Origin of the sequence: Rouxiella chamberiensis, assembly GCF_026967475.1 — a bacterium.
Lineage (GTDB): Bacteria > Pseudomonadota > Gammaproteobacteria > Enterobacterales > Enterobacteriaceae > Rouxiella > Rouxiella chamberiensis.
In genome coordinates, this window is sequence record NZ_CP114058.1 from 3,932,076 (window position 1) to 3,954,893 (window position 22,818).

At 52.3% G+C, this 22,818-nt stretch carries 14 protein-coding genes and 7 pseudogenes; 12 read left to right on the plus strand and 9 right to left on the minus strand.

Features of this window, described 5'->3' with window-relative positions:
* Positions 1 to 186: 186 nt before the first annotated feature.
* Positions 187 to 2,889: a dermonecrotic toxin domain-containing protein gene (locus tag O1V66_RS18285; RefSeq protein ID WP_152623644.1), complete on the plus strand. Its 2,703-nt coding sequence runs from the start codon at positions 187 to 189 to the stop codon at positions 2,887 to 2,889.
* Positions 2,890 to 2,936: 47 nt separating this feature from the next.
* Here the strand turns inward: O1V66_RS18285 and gorA are convergent.
* Both gorA and O1V66_RS18295 read right to left on the minus strand, forming a co-directional pair.
* Positions 2,937 to 4,290 (minus strand): annotated as a pseudogene (gene gorA, locus O1V66_RS18290) (glutathione-disulfide reductase).
* Between the two features lie 230 nt (positions 4,291 to 4,520).
* Positions 4,521 to 5,362 (minus strand): annotated as a pseudogene (locus O1V66_RS18295) (23S rRNA (adenine(2030)-N(6))-methyltransferase RlmJ).
* Between the two features lie 361 nt (positions 5,363 to 5,723).
* Between O1V66_RS18295 and prlC the strand changes: the two are divergent.
* Positions 5,724 to 7,810, plus strand: a pseudogene (gene prlC / locus O1V66_RS18300) (oligopeptidase A).
* A gap of 9 nt (positions 7,811 to 7,819) precedes the next feature.
* On the plus strand, positions 7,820 to 8,566 hold the full coding sequence (rsmJ, locus tag O1V66_RS18305) for a 16S rRNA (guanine(1516)-N(2))-methyltransferase RsmJ (protein WP_045048723.1): 747 nt from the start codon (positions 7,820 to 7,822) through the stop codon (positions 8,564 to 8,566).
* Positions 8,567 to 8,619: 53 nt separating this feature from the next.
* On the opposite strand, the gene O1V66_RS18310 is transcribed toward rsmJ, so the two are convergent.
* From O1V66_RS18310 to uspA, 3 genes and pseudogenes are all read right to left on the minus strand, one after another.
* A complete protein-coding gene (locus O1V66_RS18310; protein WP_414058488.1) occupies positions 8,620 to 9,069 on the minus strand; it encodes a hypothetical protein in 450 nt (149 codons plus the stop codon).
* Complete coding sequence (locus O1V66_RS18315; RefSeq protein WP_269127957.1) at positions 8,970 to 9,374, minus strand: MerR family transcriptional regulator; 405 nt, start codon at positions 9,372 to 9,374, stop codon at positions 8,970 to 8,972. Before O1V66_RS18315 ends, O1V66_RS18310 begins: the two co-directional genes overlap by 100 nt.
* Before the next feature lie 191 nt (positions 9,375 to 9,565).
* A pseudogene (uspA, locus tag O1V66_RS18320) lies at positions 9,566 to 10,010 on the minus strand (universal stress protein UspA).
* A gap of 435 nt (positions 10,011 to 10,445) precedes the next feature.
* On the opposite strand from uspA, the gene uspB reads away from it, so the two are divergent.
* Entirely contained in the window at positions 10,446 to 10,781 is a 336-nt protein-coding gene (gene uspB / locus O1V66_RS18325; protein WP_045048720.1) for a universal stress protein UspB, read from the plus strand.
* A 119-nt stretch (positions 10,782 to 10,900) separates the two neighbouring features.
* Here uspB and pitA read toward each other — a convergent pair whose 3' ends face one another.
* A complete protein-coding gene (pitA, locus tag O1V66_RS18330; RefSeq protein ID WP_045048719.1) occupies positions 10,901 to 12,400 on the minus strand; it encodes an inorganic phosphate transporter PitA in 1,500 nt (499 codons plus the stop codon).
* A gap of 364 nt (positions 12,401 to 12,764) precedes the next feature.
* Between pitA and O1V66_RS18335 the strand changes: the two are divergent.
* A pseudogene (locus O1V66_RS18335) lies at positions 12,765 to 13,923 on the plus strand (BaiN/RdsA family NAD(P)/FAD-dependent oxidoreductase).
* A 503-nt stretch (positions 13,924 to 14,426) separates the two neighbouring features.
* On the opposite strand, the gene O1V66_RS18340 reads toward O1V66_RS18335, so the two are convergent.
* Positions 14,427 to 15,359: a sugar-binding transcriptional regulator gene (locus O1V66_RS18340; RefSeq protein WP_082051035.1), complete on the minus strand. Its 933-nt coding sequence runs from the start codon at positions 15,357 to 15,359 to the stop codon at positions 14,427 to 14,429.
* Between the two features lie 235 nt (positions 15,360 to 15,594).
* Between O1V66_RS18340 and O1V66_RS18345 the strand changes: the two are divergent.
* From O1V66_RS18345 to O1V66_RS18375, 7 genes and pseudogenes are all read left to right on the plus strand, one after another.
* Positions 15,595 to 16,540: pseudogene (locus O1V66_RS18345) on the plus strand (tagatose-bisphosphate aldolase).
* Positions 16,533 to 17,111, plus strand: coding sequence for a P-loop nucleotide/nucleoside kinase family protein (locus tag O1V66_RS18350; protein WP_045048715.1), 579 nt, complete (start codon positions 16,533 to 16,535; stop codon positions 17,109 to 17,111). Before O1V66_RS18345 ends, O1V66_RS18350 begins: the two are co-directional and overlap by 8 nt.
* A gap of 229 nt (positions 17,112 to 17,340) precedes the next feature.
* Complete coding sequence (locus tag O1V66_RS18355) at positions 17,341 to 17,784, plus strand: PTS sugar transporter subunit IIA (RefSeq protein ID WP_045048714.1); 444 nt, start codon at positions 17,341 to 17,343, stop codon at positions 17,782 to 17,784.
* A 25-nt stretch (positions 17,785 to 17,809) separates the two neighbouring features.
* The gene (locus tag O1V66_RS18360) at positions 17,810 to 18,121 is read left to right on the plus strand and encodes a PTS sugar transporter subunit IIB (protein ID WP_045048713.1); all 312 of its coding nucleotides are present in this window, start codon (positions 17,810 to 17,812) and stop codon (positions 18,119 to 18,121) included.
* Between the two features lie 81 nt (positions 18,122 to 18,202).
* A pseudogene (locus O1V66_RS18365) lies at positions 18,203 to 19,446 on the plus strand (PTS sugar transporter subunit IIC); the annotation flags it as partial.
* A 38-nt stretch (positions 19,447 to 19,484) separates the two neighbouring features.
* Positions 19,485 to 19,790, plus strand: coding sequence for a hypothetical protein (locus O1V66_RS18370; RefSeq protein ID WP_045048711.1), 306 nt, complete (start codon positions 19,485 to 19,487; stop codon positions 19,788 to 19,790).
* A gap of 148 nt (positions 19,791 to 19,938) precedes the next feature.
* Positions 19,939 to 20,754: a Cof-type HAD-IIB family hydrolase gene (locus O1V66_RS18375; RefSeq protein WP_045048710.1), complete on the plus strand. Its 816-nt coding sequence runs from the start codon at positions 19,939 to 19,941 to the stop codon at positions 20,752 to 20,754.
* On the opposite strand, the gene O1V66_RS18380 is transcribed toward O1V66_RS18375, so the two are convergent.
* Entirely contained in the window at positions 20,751 to 20,897 is a 147-nt protein-coding gene (locus O1V66_RS18380; RefSeq protein ID WP_160292259.1) for a hypothetical protein, read from the minus strand. The two genes, O1V66_RS18375 and O1V66_RS18380, sit on opposite strands and share 4 nt — an antisense overlap.
* Positions 20,898 to 21,081: 184 nt before the next feature.
* Positions 21,082 to 22,818, minus strand: a complete 1,737-nt coding sequence (olsF, locus tag O1V66_RS18385; protein ID WP_045048709.1) for a bifunctional ornithine lipid synthase OlsF — start codon at positions 22,816 to 22,818, stop codon at positions 21,082 to 21,084.

Consider the following 22,818-nt stretch of genomic DNA (forward strand, 5'->3'; position numbering starts at 1 on the left):
CAGCGGCATCAGGGCCACGGGCCAGGCGTAACGGAAAAGTGATTTAATCAATTAAGGACATCCATGTTGCCGGGTAAAATGACGGTTTCAAAAAATACTTATTGTTATAAAAGCCAGCCAATTAACAAAGAGGTATTACTCAGGAACCAATTAACGATTGAGCAAGTCCGCAATAATAAAAAATGCATGTTTTCGACCTATAAAAAACCTGCCGAGCAACATTCCAGCCAGCAGTGGAAAATGGCGCTGATCTCGCCGAGACTCCAACCCGGACACGGCCTCTTACCCACTCAGCCAGCGCTGATGCTGCAACCTGATGGCCCCGTACGCGCCATTGAAGCCGCACTTCGCCTGCTCACACCCGTTTTGCCATACTCTGGCGTTTCACGTGCTTCTCCCACTCCCGACAGTTGCGTTTCGTTTATGAAAGCGCCCGAGATTAATCAACCCCAGGCAATACTTCACGTTATCGATCAAGGCTTCGACAATTTATTGGCAAAGATGCTTCCTTGGCAGGGCGTAAAGGCGCAAACCGGCATCGGGATTGAGCTGGATACCCTTGATCAATGGTCTGCATCGCCAGAAAGTGTCAGCACCCTGTCTTTGGCACAACAGGAGATAAATGCCGAACAACAGCGTATTCAGAATAGAAATGCCTATCAGGATGTCGTCAATAAAATCAGGAAAGGTTATCCGCAGCTTTACGAACTGGCCGCCGGATACCTGAAAATGATGATTCGTACCCGCTATGGCCTCGAACTCAACCCCGACACAACCTGGTTCCTGCGCTTTGATTTTGCAGCGAGTTCCTCTGAAACCTTTACAGGATGGGAGCATGTGGGGCCGCCTAAAGAGGCCAAAACGCTGACGGCAATACTGCTGGAAAACTTCAGTGCCAGTGACCAACTCAATGCCGACGTGCTCAAGCTCAATGCGGGCATCTACACCGAAGGTCCTACCGCCGATCATTTCGGCAAGAATAACGAAGTCCGCCTTTTACCCGAAGATTTTCTGAATATCGTTAAAGAGAGCAACTTTAGCCACCGTTTTCTGCGTCATCTAGGGGATTTTTGGCATACCAACGCGGCAGATTTTCGCACGATGTGTAAGGGGCAATTTATTGCGCTGCTGGGTGAAGAGAGAAATGCGCTTTCCGAAGAGGGTCTGCAATCCGTCATGTTGGCCACGCTCGGAGATGTAAACCATTTAACCACTATGTCGATGGAAGAGCTCGAAAGACTCTTTTCCGATCGCGGCGCGCTGAGCGTTTCCACTTTTACCCTTTACGGCTATATCGCCACCGACATGATTCTGATCAATGGCTTCAACCACAAAGTCATCCTCTATATGCCCTCCGACGGGCAGAATTTTTTCGAATTCAACGACCACAACGAACTCAAAAATTGGGTGGTGAGGCAAGCCAGTCAGGCAGACACCCGTGAAGCGTTGGCAAGTCACTTTTCACTGATCGATTGTCAGGACAGCAGATTATTTTCGGGTGTCAGCACCGCGCTTGAAAGACTGGGCAGGCATCAGTGGGACACGCGATACATCAATGACACACCACAGCGGATTAATCAGGACCTGTTTTCCTGGATAACGGCACAGGCAGAATCGCGGACGATGCGGGACGTCGAAACGCTGACCACCTGCGACGGGGAAATATTAAAAGACAAGATTTTGATGAGTCTCAAACCCGCCGCCGAAATGGCCAACGTCGTTTTAGTCGTCTTGCCCGGCGTGGGCAGTCTCGCATTATTTGAAATTGGTGTGGTCCAGGCTGAATTGGGAACCTATCAGGCGATTTATGGTGATACCGAAGCGCAAAGAGATCAGGGTTTTGGCCATATTGTTGATGGCGGAATCAATGCGTTATTCGGCGCGGCAGGCGTTGCAGAGAACTTTGGCAAAAAAGGGCTGGATATCGGCGAGGACACTTTGCCCGAGCAAAAAATTCATAACATGAATCCTTCACCTTCCGCGACCGGTGCCGCGACCAAGCCTCGCACTGGCGGATTCTGGAATATTCTTTGCGGGACCACAAAAGTGCATGCGCGTGGAGACACGGCGATTGCCCGTTACAACCGGGCCGAAGCCAATATCATCACCGACACGCTTTTTCGGGCAAGGCAAACGCTGGAAGATGCCGAAAAGGTGCTGAAAACGCCTAAAGGAGAAACCATCGTCGGGTGGCATTTGGGGTATGCACAGGGTATCGGCGTTGCCAAAACGGAAATCAGGCAGGTCGAAACCACGCTGCAAGCACTCAAGGAGAAGGTTAATTATCTTCTCTACGATGAGCTCAGCATTGAAAGAGTGTCGATTTTTGATCCTAAAAGAGTCAATGTCCCTGCCTATTATTCGCCCGGAAAAAAGGTAATGTCCTTCGCCGATCGTTTCTTCGGCCATGATATGACCCTGCAAAAACAGCAACATATCCTGTTGCACGAGACAATGCATGCGGCCATCAAAGAAGGCGGGAAAGCCGTACCGGATTTTTTCTATCTCCGTGATGAAAATGTTCCCGAGGCACTGTTGAACAAGAGGAATGAAGCGCTGGAAATCGCGCGGGGCACACCGGCCACCAATTTCCTGACCAACCATCGCGGCCTGCAAATAAAAAATAATTTTCTGAAAAAAATGGGTACGGAAAGCGAAAGAGTGGCGATGAACACCTTTTTCGAAGACGCTGCGTTAAGGCGGGAAATCTTGCTGAAAAATCCGGATTCACAGGCTATTTTGATGATGGAACTCGGCGGTTCGATTATCGACGATATGCAGGAAGTGATTAAATCCCGCTATTTTGACGACGACGGCATTTTATATGTTCCGGCCAAACTGCGCAGGCCCGTCAGGACGAAAAGAAGCCAAAAAAATCGGCTGCAGTGAGCACACGGCAGCCGACAAGATTTTTCAGAAAGAAAAATGACCCGAAATTAACGCATGGTCACGAATTCTTCCGCACCCGTTGGGTGAATGGCAACGGTGTTGTCGAAATCTTTCTTGGTGGCACCCATTTTCAGAGCCACGGCGAAGCCTTGCAGGATTTCGTCCATGCCGTAGCCAATGCCGTGAATGCCGACAATCTTCTCTTCTTTACCCACACAGACCAGCTTCATACGGCAAGGCTGGCGATGCTGAGTCACTGCGGTATACATGGCGGTGAAAGAGGATTTATACACTTTAACGTTGTCTTTTCCGTATTTCTCTTCGGCTTCCGGCTCGCTCAAGCCCACAGTACCAATTGGCGGATGGCTGAAGACTACGGTCGGGATCAGGCTGTAATCCAGATGCTCGTCAGGCTTGTTGTTGAACAGGCGTTTCTGAAAGACGACGACCCGCAGCAACTGCAACCGGCGTCAGTTCAACGGCACCGGTGTTGTCACCCACGGCATAAATGCCCTTGACGTTGGTATTCTGGAACTTATCAACCTCGATATAGCCTTTTTCATTGGTTTTGACACCGGTGGCTTTCAGGTTGAAATTGTCGGTTTCCGGCTCGCGGCCGATAGCCCAGACCAGGCAGTCGACTTCAAACTCTTTGCCGTTATCCAGTTTCAGCGTCAGGCTGCCGTTGGCATTTTTGACCACTTCTTTCGGAATAGACTCGGTATGCAGCGCCGGGCCTTCGGTATTCATGACTTCGACCAGCGTTTCTACAATCAACGGATCAAAAGTACGCAGCGGTGCATGTTTACGCACGAACAGATGGGTTTCTGCGCCCAGGCCGTTCATTACACCGGCGATTTCCACCGCAATGTAGCCTGCACCCACAACCGCGACGCGCTGCGGCATTTCAGTCAGGTCAAAGAAACCGTCAGAATCGATGCCGTACTCTGCACCCGGAATATCAGGGTGGCTCGGACGGCCGCCGGTGGCGATCAGAATGTGATCGGCCGTGATGGTTTCGCCATTGACTTCAACGGTATGCGCATCGACAAAGCGGGCAAAACCGTGAATGACGTCAACTTTGTTTTTACCCAGTACGTTGTCGTAGGAGGTATGAATGCGGTCGATATACGCTGTACGGTTGGCAACCAGTGTTTTCCAGTTAAAGCCGTTCACCTGAGTATCGAAACCGTAATCAGGGCCGTAGTTGCGAATAGCTTCGGAAATTTGAGCGGCATGCCACATCACTTTCTTTGGAACACAGCCGACGTTGACACAGGTACCGCCAAGGGCTTTAGCTTCGATAATGGCACATTTTTGTCCGTACGAGGCTGCGCGGTTGATTGATGCGATACCGCCGCTGCCGCCGCCAATGGCCAGGTAGTCATAATGTTTAGTCATCGAATTTTCCGTAGGTTGAGAATGATATAAGCCGGGAAGCGCGTTCCCAAGATAGCTAAAATCTGATGGCATAGAGTTTAGCGCCAGAAACGGCTTTGTCGCAAAGTTTGCAACGATGATTGCAATAGGTTTTGTTCTTTCCCCAGCCACTTAACGGACAAGTTTCCGGGGATTCTCCTGGCTGCCATTTTACGGCAACGCGAAATCTATGCGGGGATTAATGCCGGAATTTACTCGGGCACAACCCATTTTACCAGCTGATGTCCATTGCCATTCGGCACCAGTGTTTCGAGCAGCCACGGCAGCACGTTTTTCATTTGCTGCTCGAGTTTCCACGGCGGGTTGATGACAATCATGCCGGAAGCGGTCATGCCGCGCTGATCGCTATCAGGACGCACGCCCAGCTCGATTTGCAGAATACGACGAATGCCGGTCGCTTCAAGGTCGCGCAGCATACGTTTGATTTGCTGGCGCATCACCACGGGATACCAGATGGCGTAAGTGCCGGTCGCGAAACGTTTGTAGCCTTCCTGAACGCCTTTTACCACATCCTGATAGTCGGTTTTCAGCTCGTAGGGCGGATCCATCAGGATCAGACCACGGCGGGAAGGCGGGGGAGCTGCGCCTTGAGCTGCTGATAGCCGTCGCCGCGCAGAACGCGAGCACGATCGTCTTTCTGAAACTCGCTGCGCAGCAACGGAAAATCGCTGGGATGCAGTTCGGTCAGATGCAGTTTGTCGTCTTCGCGCAGCAGCTGACGGGCAATCAGCGGCGAACCCGGATAATAGCGCAGGGTGTCGTTGCGATTGAAGTGGTTGATAGCCGACATATAGGCATCAAGCTCGGCAGGCTTGTCGTCACGCTGCCAGATACGGGCGATCCCTTCGAGGTATTCACCGGTACGCTCGGCATGAACGCTGCTTAGCTGATAACGACCCGCGCCTGCATGGGTGTCGAGATAAAGAAAAGGTTTTTCCTTTTCTTTCAGAGACTCGATGATAAGGCTCTGAACGGTATGCTTTAGAACATCGGCATGATTGCCTGCATGGAAACTGTGACGGTAACTCAACATAATGTTTTTACGTTTTCCGAATAATTTATAGTGACAGTAAAATCAGTAGGTTACCGAAAGTTTATACTGTGCAAGGATGCCGCGCCTACGCAACTTTTCTGGTTTGCGAGTGGCAGCCAGAAAGCGGCGGCAGGGACTTCATGACAGACAGTATAAACTGTTTGGCGGGTAAAAAGTTACAGGCATTATGTCTCGATGCCTCGAACGACATAACCGCGGCCCGCCCTTGAATTTATCCCGACTTGTCCTCATGTTAGTTTTTACGCCATATTGAAGGTGTCACCCAATTCAGAACCGCGGCAGGACGCGTCGACGTAAGCACCGCCTGTCTCGGCCCCCTAAGGATAAACAGGACTGCCCTATGACCCAATCTACGCAAAACGATTCGTCTAACAACCCGCTCCTGGAACAGTTCGATTTACCTCCTTTCTCTGCCATTCGCCCGGAACACATTGTTCCCGCAGTGAAATCTGCCATTGATACCTGTCGTGCAACCATTGAAGAGGTGGTCGCCAAGCCGGGTCCCTATACGTTTGAAACCCTGTGTCAGCCGATTGCCGAAAGCGAAGACCGCTTTAGCCGCATCTGGTCGCCGGTAGGACACCTGAATTCCGTGAAAAACAGCCCGGAACTGCGCGCCGCCTATGAGCAGTGTCTGCCGTTGCTGTCCGAGTTCGCGACCTGGGCAGGCCAGAATGAAGGACTGTATCAGGCTTACCGCGACCTGAAAGAGGGCGGCAACTTTGCCGGTCTGACACTGGAACAGAAAAAAGCAGTCGATAACGCGCTGCGTGATTTCGAGCTTTCCGGTATCGGGCTGTCTGCCGAAAAACAGAAACGTTACGGCGAAATCACCTCCCGTCTTTCCGAACTGGGGTCGACCTACAGCAACAACGTGCTGGATGCCACGATGGGCTGGAGCAAGTTGATTACCGATGTCGAAACGTTGAGCGGTCTGCCGGAAAGCGCGCTGGCTGCGGCCAGGGCCCTCGCCGAAGCCAAAGAACCAGGAAGGCTGGTTGCTGACGCTGGATGCGCCGAGCTATCTGCCCGTCATGACCTATGCCGACAAACGCCGCGCTGCGTGAAGAGATGTATCGCGCCTATGCGACCCGTGCGTCGGACCAGGGGCCCAATGCCGGCAAATGGGACAACAGCGATGTCATGGCGGAAGAGTTGGCGCTACGCCATGAGCTGGCTCAACTGCTGGGCTTTGAGTCTTATGCCGACATGTCGCTCGCGACCAAAATGGCCGAAAATCCGCAGCAGGTTACCGGATTCCTCAACGATCTGGCCAAACGCGCGCGTCCGCAGGGTGAGCAGGAACTGGCTCAGTTGCGCGCCTTTGCGAAAGAGCATTTCAACGTTGACGAGATGAATGCCTGGGACCTGCCGTATTTTGCGGAAAAACAGAAACAGCATCTGTTTTCGATTAACGATGAGCAGCTGCGCCCCTATTTCCCGGAAAATCGCGCGTTGTCGGGTCTGTTCGAGGTGGTCAAGCGCATCTACGGCATTACTGCCAAAGAGCGGACCAACGTCGATACCTGGCACAAAGACGTACGTTTCTTTGACCTGTTTGACGACAGCGGCGACCTGCGCGGCAGTTTCTATCTTGACCTCTATGCCCGCGAAAACAAGCGCGGCGGGGCGTGGATGAATGACTACGTCGGCAGCCTGCGTCGTACCGGCGGGGAGTTGCAGCACCCGATTGCCTATCTGACCTGTAACTTTACCCGTCCGGTCGGCAACAATCCGGCGCTGTTTACCCATAATGAAGTCACCACGCTGTTCCACGAGTTTGGTCATGGCTTGCACCATATGCTGACCAAAATCGAAACCTCGGGTGTAGCCGGTATCAGCGGTGTGCCGTGGGATGCGGTCGAACTGCCAAGCCAGTTTATGGAAAACTGGTGCTGGGAGCCGGACGCGCTGGCGTTTATCTCGGGTCATTACCAGACCAACGAGCCGCTGCCGCAGGCGATGCTGGAGAAAATGCTGGCGGCGAAAAACTATCAGGCGGCGCTGTTTATTCTGCGTCAGCTGGAGTTCGGCCTGTTCGATTTCCGTATGCACGCCGAATACGACCCTGCAAAGGGCGCGCAGATTCTCGAAACGCTGGCCGAGATCAAAAAACAGGTCGCCGTGGTGCCTTCACCAAGCTGGGGCCGCTTCCCGCATGCCTTTAGCCACATCTTTGCCGGGGGTTATGCGGCGGGTTACTACAGCTATCTGTGGGCCGAAGTGTTGTCTGCCGATGCCTATTCGCGCTTTGAGGAAGAAGGTATTTTCAACCGCGAAACCGGTCAGTCGTTCCTCGACAATATTTTGTCGCGCGGCGGTTCCGAAGAGCCGATGGAGTTGTTTAAACGCTTCCGTGGCCGTGAACCACAGCTGGATGCTATGCTGCGCCACTATGATATCAAAGAGCAGAGTGTTGAAGGATAACCGCCTCCCGTGAGTGTGTTTTTAACCTGTGAAGAAGGCGCCGATGCAGGCGCCTTATCTATTCTGGCCGATCGCTGGAAACTGATTTCCGATCCCGACGCGATAATGGCGCTGGTGCTGACGCCCGAGCGACTTGAACTGCGCAAGCGGGACGAACCCAAACTGGGCGCGATTTATGTCGATTTCGTGGGCGGCACGATGGGGCATCGTCGTCGTTTTGGCGGCGGTCGTGGCGAAGCGGTTGCCAAGGCGGTCGGGATCAAGGGCAGCTATCTGCCTGATGTGGTCGATGCCACGGCGGGGCTTGGGCGCGACGCGTTCGTGCTGGCCGCGCTGGGTTGCCGGGTCAGAATGATTGAACGTAATCCGGTGGTGGCGGCCTTGCTGGACGACGGACTGTCGCGCGGCTATCGCGATGTGGAAATCGGCCCGTGGTTGCAGGAAAGGTTAACTTTGCTGCACGGCTCGAGCCTGACTGCGCTCGGCGAAATCACGCCGCGTCCGCAGGTGGTTTATCTTGATCCGATGTATCCGCATCGTCAGAAAAGCGCGTTGGTGAAGAAAGAGATGCGGGTGTTTCAGGGACTGGTGGGCGCCGATGACGATGCCGATGGCCTGCTCGAACCTGCGCGGCGTCTGGCGACCAAACGTATCGTGGTGAAACGCCCCGACTACGCGCCGCCCATGGCCGATATTCCTGCGCAGGCGGCGGTTACGACGAAAAGTCACCGCTTTGATATTTATACGCCACTTTAGAGCGCGCGGCCTTGCCCAGCAACATCACCGGCAGGCCCTGCTGTAACCAGAAGTCAAAGATGGCCTGCTGGCGCTTCGTCCAGCGGGCGGTCAGACCAAATCAGATAATGCTCCATCCCGAAGCCCGACAACTCGGGTTCCTTCACTTCGTCATGCACAATCTCGACGTTTAACCCCTCGCCAGACAGTCTTAGCGACTCCAGCCACAGCTCCAGCGGATCGTCTATCTGCATCGCCAGCAGCAACACCTGAGCACGGGTTTTGGTGCGCAGTACCCGCATCATGTAAGTCGCATATTCGAGAATAATGCTGTCGAACAGGCCTTTTTGCTGAATCAGCGCCGGCTGCCTGCTGGTGGTGAGAAACGCGCGGATAGGGCGCAGCACCCGATTGACCAGATAGGTCAGCGGATACTCTCGTCCAAATCGCCAGAGCAGACGGCGCAGGCGAAGCCATTCCCCTCGCCGAGGCAGTGGAGAATTTCCGCCTGCAAACCGCGCCAGCTGCTGTTATGACGGGCAACCTTGTCGCCGGACGGCAATGTCTCTTCCGTCGTCGTGCCATGCGGGCGGATCTCGGCGATCGGAATACCGGCTGAAATCGTTTTGACGATCGTATGCAGGCGAGTGAGATCGTTATCGCTGTACCAGCGACTTCCGCGCTCGTCGTGGCGAGGTTGAATAAGCCCGAGGCGCTGCCAGGTGCGAAGGTTGACGGGAAGCACGCCGCAGAGTTGGGCAGTGGTTTCGATATTGTAATGGCGTGGCAATGGTCGAGGCCATTTTTTGCCGGAAGATTGCGTATCCATAGGCTAACAAATTCCATTTGTTCACAAATGATTCACTAGCTATAAGGGAAATGAAAGGCTTTGTATAGCAGGTTTTAAGTTGATCGAAATTTAATAAAGCGAAATTTGAGCTACATCATTTTATGATGAAAACAGGAGAGGGGGAGGTGCAAATTTGCACCTCCACAGCGTGACAATCTGGCGGCGTAGCCTTATTCGTCGTCGTCTTCCGGGTCGCGCAGAGGCACAATCAGCATATCGATATGCACGGTATTGATCAGCTGGCGAGCCGAAGACATCAGCTTGCTCCAGAAATCCTGATGGTGGCCGCAGATGACCAGGTCCACCTCATACTGCTTGATGGCATCAACCAGCACCTGTGCCAAATCGCCGCTGCCGCTCAATGTACCGGCAATCGGATAGCCCGCATTTTGCGACAGTTTCGGTCAGCGCATTGTGCGTCTCTTCGGAAATACGTTTTTGCATGTCGCCGAGGTTAACGTCAATCAGGCCGGTGTACAGGTCTGAATAGTTCACATCGACGTGGATAAGAGACACTTTGGCATTGTAGGGCTGGGCCAGTGAGACCGCTTTCTCGACCAGCAATTTACTCTCTGGAGAAAGGTCAACCGCAATGAGAATGTGTTTATAAGCCATAAGAAACTCCTTCCATAAGTCATTTAACGTTTGTTTGGATTATTTGCGTTTCGTCCTGGTACCGTTGCCTGCATTAATCATTGCATAAACAACAGGCTGAAAACCTAGCATACCTCAAGTATAGCTGTAAAACGTCGATCGTAATGGCCTCATTCATCCGCCGAATACCCTGCATCACTTTGTTCAGCCAGACTTATGGCGAGAAATATTGCTTTTTTGCTCCCCGAATTTTATTTCATTTCCTACAATCAATAAGAAGCGGGCGTACAGTTTACCTGCTGCCAAACTGGTCGGGAGAGGCGGATGTGGCAAGCCCGGAAGGGGTCTGGGGGCGGGCGGAACAAGGCCCAGGGGATATAAGTAAAAGCGGAGAGAAAGGGCGGGAAACTCGCAGCGTGTAGAGGGTGGGTTTGGACGTCGCCTTAAGGGGGAAACATGATCAGTCCCAATGCGCTATTTTGGGCTTTGTGTGTAGTTTGTGTAGTGAATATGCTGCGTTACTATTCTTCTCTGCGTGCATTGCTGGTGGTATTGCGAGGGTGCGATCCGCTACTTTATCAATATGTCGATGGCGGCGGTTTTTTTACGGCGCATGGACAACCCAGCAAGCAAATAAGACTCGTGCGTTATATCTATGCCCAACGTTATGTCGATCATCATGACCCCGAATTTATTCGGCGCTGTGAAAGGGTTCGCGGACAATTTGTACTGACCACCGCGCTATGTGGATTAATTCTTGTCAGCATGCTGGCCATGCTGATGTGGTATTAGTTCACCGAGACATCGGAATACTTTTCGAGCATGAAATCCTAGTGAATGTGGAAAACGGAAAGCAAAAATAAAGGCGGCGCATTTTCATGCACCGCCTTTTTACGTTGTCCGGCCGGAAGTTAAACCAGCTTCAGCGCCAGCCAGTACAGCACACCGGAGAGCAGGATAGACACCGGCAGCGTCAGCAACCACGCCAGCGCGATGTTCTTGATAGTCTTGCTCTGCACGCCACCGCCATCGACAATCATCGTACCGGCTACGGCAGAAGAAAGCACGTGGGTGGTGGAGACCGGCATCCCGGTGTAACTTGCTACACCAATCGAGACTGCCGCCGTAACCTGTGCAGACAGGCCCTGCGCATAGGTCATGCCCTTCTTGCCAATCTTCTCGCCGATGGTCGTGGCAACGCGTTTCCAGCCCACCATGGTACCGAGCGCAAGCGCCAGAGCGACCGCGACGATTATCCAGATTGGCGCATACTCGACGGTTTCAAGCAGATCGCCGTGCAAGTCATTCAGGAAGCGCTTGTCGGCAGAACTGGTTTCACTCAGCTTCGCCGTTTTGTCCACGGTATCGGCAACACACATCAGCATACGGCGCATCTGGCTACGTTGTTCAGGGGCCAGATCGCTATAGCTTTGCAGGTTGGTCAGCAGACCCTGAGTGCGAGTAATCGCCTCCATGGCCAGACTGTCGTTACAGTGGAAATCAACCGTTGCATGCACGTTGTTGTCCGCCGGAGCGGGCACCAGCGGCGTCAGCGCAACCACTTCAGGCAGTGCCTGGTTGTGCTGCTGATAATACTGTTGCAGGTGCGTCACGGCATCACGCGTACGTGTAATGTCGTAGCCCGTCGCGTTCATATTCAGAACGAAACCGGCAGGTGCCACACCAATCAGCACCAGCATAATCAGACCAATGCCTTTCTGACCATCATTCGCGCCGTGGGAGAAACTTACCCCGATGGCGGAAAGGATCAGGGCGATACGCGTCCAGAATGGCGGCTTTTTCTTGCCATCCTGCTTTTCGCGTTCAGCCGGCGTCAGGTGAATACGTTTACGTTTCTTATTCCCGCTCCAGTAGCGACGGAGCAGAAAAATCATGGTCCCGGCAATAATCATCCCCACCAGTGGCGAGATAATCAGCGACAGGAAAATACCAATCATTTTCGGAATGTTTAGAGCATCAATTACCGAACTGTGGGTCATTATTGCGTTGGTCAGACCCACGCCGATAATGGAACCAATGAGTGTGTGGGAGCTGGAGGCCGGCAGGCCGAAATACCAGGTTCCCAGATTCCAGATAATCGCTGCCAGAAGCATCGAAAACACCATGGCAAGGCCATGTGCGGAACCCACATTCAACAGCAGATCGGTCGGAAGCAAGTGGACGATGGCGTAAGCCACGCTCAAGCCGCCAAGCATGACGCCGAAGAAATTGAATACGCCAGCCATCACAACCGCAAGTTGCGAACGCATAGCGCGCGTGTAAATCACTGTCGCCACTGCGTTTGCCGTATCGTGGAAGCCGTTGATGGCTTCGTAGAACAACACAAACAGTAATGCGAGTATCAATAACAGGCCGGTATGGAAATCCAACCCGGCGAATAAATGCAGCATAATTGTTACGCCAGTTTGTGGACATGAACGCCGCGCATTATCTGCGAGAACAGGGTGAGTGGAAAAGAAAAATATGACATTTTTTTGTCTAAACGTAGGAGAAAAATCAATGATATGCAAAGCGTAGTTTTTAAAGTTATTGATTTTTATGTGATTTTACTTCTGAAACATTTGTTTACCGTCGCAGATTAATCCGCAGGATTCTGGCTAATCAACGCTACAGAGCTTACAATCGGCCGCGCAAGAAGCTGATTTGAACGCTTTTTGTTCATTTGTCAGCGTGTTTTTCTTTGTGTGTGCCCAATTTTGAGAGGTTTATGTGGAACAGTACGACGTTGTAGTCATTGGTGCCGGTGCGGCAGGAATGTTTTGCGCTGCGCAGGCCGGCCAGGGCGGCTGCAAGGTCTTGTTGCTCGACAACGGCAAAAAGCTGGGCCGCAAAATTCTGATGTCCGGCGGCGGCCGCTGCAATTTCACCAACCTCTATACCGAACCTGCTGCGTATCTGTCGGAAAATCCGCACTTCTGTAAATCTGCCCTTGCCCGCTACACCCAGTGGGACTTTATCGACTTGGTCACGCGCTATGGCATCGCATGGCACGAGAAGACGCTCGGCCAGCTGTTTTGCGACGATTCTGCCCAGCAAATCGTGGCGATGCTCGAGCAGGAGTGCCAGAAAGGACAGGTGGTTTTCCGCCTGCGCAGCGAAATTACCGAGGTCGAGAAGCGCGAGTCGGGGTATATTTTGCGACTCAATGGTCAAGAAGTAAGCACTCGCTCACTCGTCGTGGCGAGTGGCGGACTGTCTATGCCCGGCCTTGGCGCGTCTCCTTTCGGCTATCGTCTTGCCGAGCAGTTTGGTCTCAAGGTTCTGCCCACGCGCGCCGGTCTGGTGCCTTTTACACTGCATAAACCGCTGCTTGAGCATTTGCAAACGCTGTCTGGTGTGTCGGTGCCTGCTGTATTAACTGCGCAGGACGGCACCGTATTTCGCGAAAACATCCTCTTTACCCATCGTGGCCTTTCCGGCCCGGCCGTGTTGCAGCTGTCGAGCTATTGGCAGCCTGGTGAGTTTGTGAGCGTTGACTTACTTCCTGGCGTAGACTTGGCGGCCTTCCTGAATCAGCAACGTCAGGACCATCCTAATCAGAGCCTGAAAAATACCCTGTCTCTCCAGTTGCCGAAAAGACTGGTCGAATGTTTGCAGACGCTGGGACAGATTCCGGATGTCACGCTGAAACAGCTGAATGCCCCGCAGCAGACAGCGCTGGTGGAGCAGTTGCAGAACCTGGCAGGTTCAGCCCAACGGCACCGAAGGCTATCGAACTGCCGAAGTTACGCTGGGCGGCGTCGATACCCGCGCGCTGTCTTCGAAAACCATGGCCGCCAACGGCATCGCCGGTCTGTACTTTATCGGCGAAGTGGTCGACGTTACTGGCTGGCTCGGCGGCTACAACTTCCAGTGGGCCTGGAGCTCGGCCTGGGCCTGCGCGCAGGATTTAATTGCCGGACGCGGTGAGTAAGAGCCGTCCTCAAGGTAAAAGGATATTCGGCAAAGAGTCTGAAAGCATTCCTCCGGCGAGGTTCATGATGGACTCTTTGCCCATGCCGAGTAAGACATGTACAGTTTTGCAGTCAGTGCGGGTTTTAGCCGCAGGTTATGCGAACAAACTACAAGACATTAAGCGGTGAGCGGGGAAATCTTCCAAGGCCTGAAATCGCCATTCAAATGCAGTAGCAAACTATCGTCGATTTCTTTGGTAAAGATAGGGCAAATCATTTCCCAAAACCTGATGCCCAGATTGAAAATATGCATCATGTCCATGTTTTTGAGGGTATGACAGACGTTGATATTGTTAAGTGGAATGCAAAATCCCAATCGCAAAGGACGTCAGACTCTCTCCTGTTTTATTCCTGCTTTTTTCACGATCCCCTCCCTCATTTCTATGTCTTGCAATGAATACGTGCGCCAAAAGGCCCTATTTTTCGGCGCGTAGTTTTACGCGCCTCTATAAACACCACGGTCTCAATTTAGCGGCAAGCGGTCCAGAATGGCCTGTGCGGTGTTGACGTCGGTGACCAGCGAATTGATCATCCCCGAGCGGACGGCACCGATAATACCGGCCGCTTTTTCCGGCGTTGCGGCAACGCCAATCGTCAACGGCGTGCGGCGCAGCTGCTCGACCGACGCCGCAATCATCCGTTCTTCCCCTTCCCAATGCAGAATTTCACCCGATTCCATAATGTAATGGCGCAGCACGTCGCCCGTGGCATGGCTGAGCGCCTGCTCGCCCGGCGTGGCGGTGCTGCTCTCACTCGGACGGGGTTCATGGGTCAGGCCGATACCGACTATCGCGACATCCAGCCTGTCCCAAAGAGAAATAATTTCCTGAACGCTGGGATCACCCAGAAACGCCTCGCGCAGCGCAGGAGACGAAATATAGGGCGCGTGCAGGAAATACGGCGTGCCTTCCATTTGCTCGGCAGCACGGCGCACAAATTCGGTAATCTGAAAATGCGGCGCAGCCTGCTGCATGCCGCCGTTAAGCGCGACGGTCAACACGCCCGGCAGACGCGGCAATCCGGCCAGTGTGACCTCTCTTACCGCACGTCCCCAGCCGATACCCAATACCGATCCGGCACTTAATCCGGCCTGAGACAGCAAAGACGCCAGTGGCGTGCGCAGGGAGTCGAGCACGTTATTCGGCGGCGCGTCGACGACATAGGCATGCTTTAAGCCAAGGCGCTGAACAAGGTCGGCCGTCATATTTTCCGGCGAAGATAAACCTATGACTTCTATGCGAACAATACCTGCCGCGCGGGCTTTGTTTAGCAAACGCGAAATCGTCGCGGTGGAGACGTCCAGCTTGCGGGCAATCTCGACTTGCGACATATCGGACTCGTAATGCAGCTTCGCCACCATATGCATTAATGTGCGCGTTGCTGCAATATCTTGCAAAATTGGCTCTTTCAGCTTGAAATTCCTTTCAGTAATGAATTACACTCAAAGCGTCGATTGAGGGATTATTGCTCAATGGCGGTCATAAAGCAATGTTCCATATAGGGCACAAACCCTTTAGAACCGGCGTTGTTCATGATTTTTCGACCTCCCTTGCGAACAGGGGAAACGACAGAGCATCCAGTGTAATCGAGATTTTTTAATCTGTAATAAATTTCACGCAAAGGAGCGTTTCATGTCAAAGTTGTCCACTTCCGAATTACGCGGTTATCAGCAAATCTGTGGCCAGAACGGTGCGATGCTGGTCATTGCCTGCGACCAACGCGGCGGCATGCGTACTCTGCTTGCCAGTGACCCCGAGCAGCAAGCCTCCATTTCCGAAAAACAGCTTGGCCTGATTAAAGCCGACATTACGCAATATCTTGCCAGCAAGGCGTCCTGCGTTCTGGTGGACCCTATCTGCGCCGTTCCACAACTGGTTGATGATGGCATTATCGCCCGCGACACCGCATTGCTCATCGGGCTGGATGCTTCCGGCTGGGATAATTCCCCTGAAGGTTACCGCCTTTCTCGCCTGGCGAAAGATGTGGATGCCCGCCGCGGTTCGCGAGCTGGGTGCCACCGGCGGAAAAATCATGGTGTATCTGCGCTCCGATAAACCGGAAGCCAATCAGCACAATATTGATATTCTGCATAAGTGCATCGACGACTTCTCTCGCGAAGATCTGCTGCTGGTGGTTGAGTTTCTGACCTATAAACTGGATAGCGAAACGGACGAAGAGTATAAAGCCAAAGTGCCGGAGCTGATTTATGGCGGAACGGAAATCTGTTTAAAAGCCGGTTCCAAAGTGCTGAAACTGCCTTATCCGGGTTCAAAAGATGCCTGCGCAGCCATCACCAAGCTTGCGGGCGACGTGCCCTGGGCGGTACTGTCGGCAGGGGTTGATCACACCACCTTCCTGAAACAGGTCGAAGACGCCATGAGTACCGGCGCGTCGGGCGTTATTGCAGGACGTTCACTGTGGAAAGACTGCATTTCCCTGGACCACGATACAACCCGAACCAAACTGGAAACGGTCGCGGTGCCGCGTTTGAAAGAGTTGCAGGCGGTGATTCAGAAACATTACAAAGCGGCGCAAAAGGGTAAAAACGCCTCAACCGAACAGGTGGAACATGTCTGAGAAAAGAGAAGTTTTTAACGTCGATGCGCTGACCAAGGCGGGTAAACGGGTCATTCTGGTCAACGGGATCCCTGCTTCCGGCAAGAGCAGTCTCGCCGTTGAACTCTCTGCTCAGACTGGCTGGTTGTCATTGTCGCTGGATGGCGTCAAAAATCCTTTTCTGCAACGGCTCGAAGGGGTAGACCGCGCATTCAACCGCAAGCTGGGTCAAGCCAGTTATCAGGTTATCTGGTCGATTATTGGCGATGCGCCGCAAGGTTCTTCCTTTATTGTCGATGCCTGGTTCGGTTTTCAGCCTAAAGAGGTACTGGAAACGTATCTGACTCAGGCCGGGGTTACGCAGGTGCTGGAAATCTGGTGCCAGATTTCGCCCGACAGTGCCGGTGCACGATATCAAGCGCGATTAGGGGATCGTCTTCCCGGACATTTAGGCGCGGAATATATTCCCGAACTAAAAGTTCTGGCCGAAAAAGCGCAGCCAATGGAATTGGGTCCGGTCTATTATTCAGATCAGGAACGTCCGGCAGATATTTATGCCATCAAGGAATGGATTGCAAATAATTTGCCTTAATACCGCGAGTGCAGACGCATAGAGTCATTATTACGTTATTGTCTAATTATGTTAACTGACATATATATCAATTTATTTTGATAGCTATGCCATTATTTTCAGAAAGTCCATATTATTATTTTTTATCAATGATAAATAGGCGTGACTGGATCACAGTTTTGAATAGCGTTAACTATGATACTGAGATAAGTCATTTTTATTTTCTAATGAAAGATTATTAAGAGGCAAAATGTTAACTGACTGGATTAATGAAAGTAATATTAGCATCGTTGAACAGACGCAAGACTGGCAAAGTGCTGTCGCATTGGCTGTTCAACCTTTAATAGAAACCGGTGCCGTCGAACCGCGCTATCTTCAGGCCATCTATGACATGCATCGCGAAATCGGCCCCTATTATGTACTGGGCGAAGGGATCGCCATGCCACATGCACGGCCCGAAGAAGGCGTAATTCGTACTGCATTATCTCTGGTCATTGTTAATAACGGCGTTGAATTCCACAGTGAAGATAACGATCCGGTTTATATCGTCTTTGCACTGGCGGCTATCGACAGTAATTCCCATATCGAAATGATAGCCAGCCTCTCACACTTGTTTTGTGATGATGAGGTCGTGGAAAAGTTAAGGAACTGCCGAAGCAAGGATGCTGTCCTGCAGGCTATCGAGCAATATTAACTCTCTTCTATCCTAAGGAAAACCCATGAAAAAGTTATCAATTCTAGCGGTGTGCGGTGCAGGTCTCGGAAGCAGTTTTGCCTGTGAAATGAGTATCGAAGCGGCCTTGAAAGACTTGGGTATTGATGCCGACCTGTCACATTGCGATATTTCGAGCGCGACCTCTACCCGCGCAGACATTATTTTCACCGGTGAAAACTTCCGTTCGCAGTTCGCTCACTATAATGTCACGGCCAAAATTATCTATTTAAAGCGCCTCGTCGACAAAAATGAAATTAAAGAAAAAATTACGCCTGTGCTGCAAGAAATGGGCCTTATGGCGAATACACCCAGTTAATTAAAATAGATAGCCAAAAAAATAATATATAAGCATCTTACCCAATAGCTCGATCACCGTGAACTCTACAGGGGACTTTATATGTCTTTCCTTCACTTTATTGTAAACGACGTACTCGGCCAGGCGTCAATTTTAATATCCCTGATTGCTATGATCGGGCTGATTGCCCTGAAAAAAGCCCGGGGCAAGTGATTACCGGCACACTGAAAACACTGCTTGGATTTTTAGTCTTACTGTCCGGCGCCAGCATTATTGTTAATACATTGACCTTTTTGGGTGAGATATTCCAGAAGGGATTCAACATGCGGGGTATTGTAACCGACGTCGGCTCCATCGCCGGTATTGCCCAGCAAACCCTCGGGCGTGAAACGGCATTAATCATGGTATTGGCTTTTATCGTAAATATCCTGATTGCGCGCTTTACCCGTTTTAAATATATCTTTCTTACCGGTCAGGCTTCGCTGTGGATGGCTACGGTCTGCTCCGTCATTGGCTATATGGGCGGCCTGCGCGGGACCGAATTGATTGTGATAGGCGGCGTGATTGCCGGTGTCATGGCGGTCGGCATGCCGGTTCTGGCGCAGCCTATCGTGCGCAAGATTACCGGTTCCGACGATATCGCCCTCGGCCATTTCTGCACCATTGGCTATATCATTCAGGCTGGCGTGGCGAAAGTGACCGGCGACGTCAGTAAAAGCACCGAAGATTTCGAACTGCCTCAGGCCTTTTCCTTCCTGCAGGATACCTACCTGTCGATGATGGTTGTAATGATCCCTATCTACCTGATCCCGGCTGCCGTGGCGGGTCCTGAGGTCATTGCGCCATTATCCAATAATGTTAACTATATGGTTTACGCCTTCCTGCAGGCCATACAGTTCGTGGTGGGGGTTTATGTCCTGCTGGCCGGTGTGCGCCTGCTGCTGGCAGAAATCGTACCGGCTTTCCGTGGCATTGCGCTGCGCATCGTTCCGAATGCCATTCCGGCGCTGGACTGTCCGGTTCTATTCCCTTATGCGCCCAACGCGGTAATTATCGGATTCATTTCGACCACCATCGGCTCGATTATCGGCATGTTCCTGTTCCCGACCATCGGTCTGGCGATGATTTTGCCCGGCATGCTGACCAACTTCTTCGCCGGAGGCACCGCCGGTATCTTTGGTAACGCGGTCGGCGGACGTCGCGGGGCGATTATCGGCGGTATCTTCCACGGGCTGTTTATTACCCTGCTGCCTGCACTGTTGCTGCCGCTGCTCGGTAAATTCGGTTTATCCAATGTGACCTTCAGCGACTCGGACGTGATAAGCGTCGGGCTGGTATTTGGTCATTTACTTAACTTCTTCCACTAGGTTCCCCGGAGGCTGACATGACGACTGAAATCGACGCTATTCTTGCTCAAAACCTGGCCCCTGCCGATTGTGCAAAAGCGCTTAATGAACTGGGTAAAAGCTACGCTGAACAGCAAAATACCGATGCGGCGATCGCCTGCTGGGAAAAAAGCATGGCGTGTTACGGTAAGCCCGGTTTTGCACAGGCACAACTGATGAAAGCGTATAACGCCAAACGGCGTGAATGCTCACAGGCCGGAGACGGCAAAGGGCTGGAGCTTTACTCCGATAAAATCGACGGATTAATGCAAAAAAGCAAAGACGCCATCCGCTACGGCTTCTAAGTTTCAATTTATTGAATATGCAGCGATAAATTCCGCTTTTTATCCTCATTTCAAGGCCAGATCCCGTTTGGGACTGGTCTTTTTCTTTAAACCTTAACCGATAGCCCCTATGATGAAGCTTACATTTTGAACATAAGGCGAGGGATTTATGTCGGTAAAACTCATTGCAGTAGATATGGATGGAACCTTTCTCGACGACAGTAAAAAATACAATAAAGAGAAATTTCTGGCGCAATATCATCAACTCAAAGCGCAGGGGATCAAGTTTGTGGTCGCCAGCGGCAATCAGTACTACCAGCTGAAGTCTTTCTACCCTGAAATCGAAGCCGATATCGCCTTTGTGGCCGAAAATGGCGCTTATATCGTCAACGAAGGCAAAGACTTGTCCGTAGCTGAACTGAGTCGCGAATCGGTCGCCAAAATCCTCGCGTTTATCGATGCCACGCCGGGCCTGAATACCGTGATTTGCGGCAGAGACAGCGCCTACATTCTGGCGTCGCAGCCCGAGGCGTTTTATCAGAAGATGAAGAACTACTATCACCGCCTGAAGAAAATCGAAAGTTATCAGGAAATCGACGACCAGATTTTCAAATTCGCGACCAATATCGACGATGCGCATCTGGCGAAGTTTATGACCTCTCTCGACGAGGCGCTGGGCGACATTATTACCTCGGTTTCCAGTGGACACGGTTCGGCTGACCTGATCATTCCGGGGCGTCACAAGGCCAACGGCTTGCGTATGCTGCAAGAGATTTGGGGCATCGAGGATAGCGAAGTCGTGGCCTTCGGCGATGGCGGCAACGATGTCGAAATGCTGAAACAGGCAGGCTTCGGATTTGCGATGGCTAACGGCATGCCCGCTGCCAAACAGGCAGCGAGCTATTCAACCGTTTCCAACAATGAGGAAGGCGTGTTGAAAATCATCGATAAAGTGTTGGCTCGTGAAGAGCCATTTAACCACTAACTGTTGCACTGGTTGGTAAATACATCGTTGCCATGTGGGCAAACGTTGTTGCTGGCGGGAATGATTTTAAAAAGCGATCCCGCCGCGCCAGTGCCGCAGCCAGCAAGCAAGAGCAAACTCATCATCAGGATAGTCAATTTCATTAAAGTTCCAGCGTAGACACAGGTAAGCAAAGCATGGGAATCCCCATGTAAATCCAGCATAACCGATATCGAGCCGGTAAAATGCCTTTCTTTTCTACTGTAGTGCGCACCTCTACGCTGTCAATCCATCGCCCGCCAACTCGTGATTCATTCACCTATTATTCGTTGTTGTGTGAGCCATTGTTTAGTTATTGACCTTCTCACGCACCGGTACCGCACCTGATTGATGGACCGCGATGTAACGCTCATACCGCGAAGGTTTCAGTTTTGCCAGGTCGACCAGCACCAGGCCATCGATACAGTTATTGAAAGCAGGATCGCTGCCGAAATCGATAAACTGCACGCCGCCCGTTTCGCAAAGTTCTGAATACTGTTTATAAAGCGGCGGAATGCTGCATCCCAAATTGGCGAGCAGGCGTTTCAGACGCTGCAAATCCTGCGGATAACTGTCGCCGCTGAACTGGGCCAGCACGTCGGGAAGCGAAGCAGGGTAAGGACGTCTTGAGGTGGCAAGCGGCAGGTCGGGGGCAAAGTACAGACGGTAAAAAGCAATCAGCAGGTCACGGGCAGCCAGCGGCAAGCCGCCAGAAATGGAAACCGGGCCAAAGAGATAACGATATTGCGGATATTTCGCCAGATACGCGCCAATGCCCAACCACAGATAATCCAGTCCCCGTTTTCCCCAATAGGCGGGTTGAATAAAGCTGCGGCCCAGCTCGATGCCTTGCGCCAGAATCGGGTCCATCTGGTGTCCGTAATGAAACAGACTCTGACTGTAAATGCCCTCGGCTTTCTGCGGGTCGAGCTGCAGGGCGGTAGGGATAAAGCGGTAGGCACCGACGATTTCCAGCGCCTGCGGATCCCACAGCACCAGATGATAATAGTCGTCATCATAGCCGTCGAGATCGCGGCGACGACCGCTACCTTCGCCCACGGCGCGGAAGGCGATTTCCCGCAGACGACCCAGTTCGCGCAGAATTGGCACGGAGTCTTCCTCGCCACGACGATAAAGATAAATCAACTTTCCGTCGGGCGTCTGCCCCAGCACTTCACTGGCTTCCAGCGCATGTTTGAGAACGGCGCGGTCTTCGGCGCGCGCGATAGCCGATTCGGTGCGAAACAGCGCGGATTTTCCCTGACCAAGACGATAGACGTGCTTGCGAAAGCGTGCGGCGAGATCCTTTGCCCGCGAGTGACCATCATGCCAGCTGTCATAGGGAATGCGCGCGCCAATCTGCAATTTCAATGTACTACCACGATGCCCGAACATTTCGTGAACCAGCAGCAGCGTGGCAATCGGCTTGTAAATCATCGAGCCAAGATAAAACAGCGCGCTGTTGTTACCGCTGATGTGTACCGGCACGATAGCGGCACGCGTTCTGGCAGCCAGTTTTATGAAACCGCTGTGCCATCGGCCGTCGCGCACGCCCTTGGACGTCATGCGAGAGACTTCACCCGCCGGAAACACAATCAGTACGCCCTGATTTTCAAGATGTGCCTGCATGGTGGCTATGGGCGCGCGTCCGGTGCGGTTTTTCATGTTGTCGACCGGGATAATCAAACTGCTCAAAGATTCAATTTGCGACAGCAGCCGATTGGCGACAACTTTGACATCGCTGCGCACCGAGGCGACGGCGCTTAACAGCGCCAGACCTTCCAGCGTACCGATAGGATGATTGGCGACAATGACCACCGGCCCGTAACTCGGGATCTGCTCCAGACAGCGGTCAGAAAGTTCGCAGCGGATCTGAAAGTGGTCAAGAATCTGTTCGACCATATCGACGCCTTTCAGATGGCGATGATGCTCTGCCAGTTGCTGAAACTCCTTCTCGCGAAACAGCTGTTTTAACAGATTGAGTTGCCAGGAAGGGGTTTTACGCTGCGGGGCAAGATCCTGAAGTACGTGGTCCATGCTAAACAT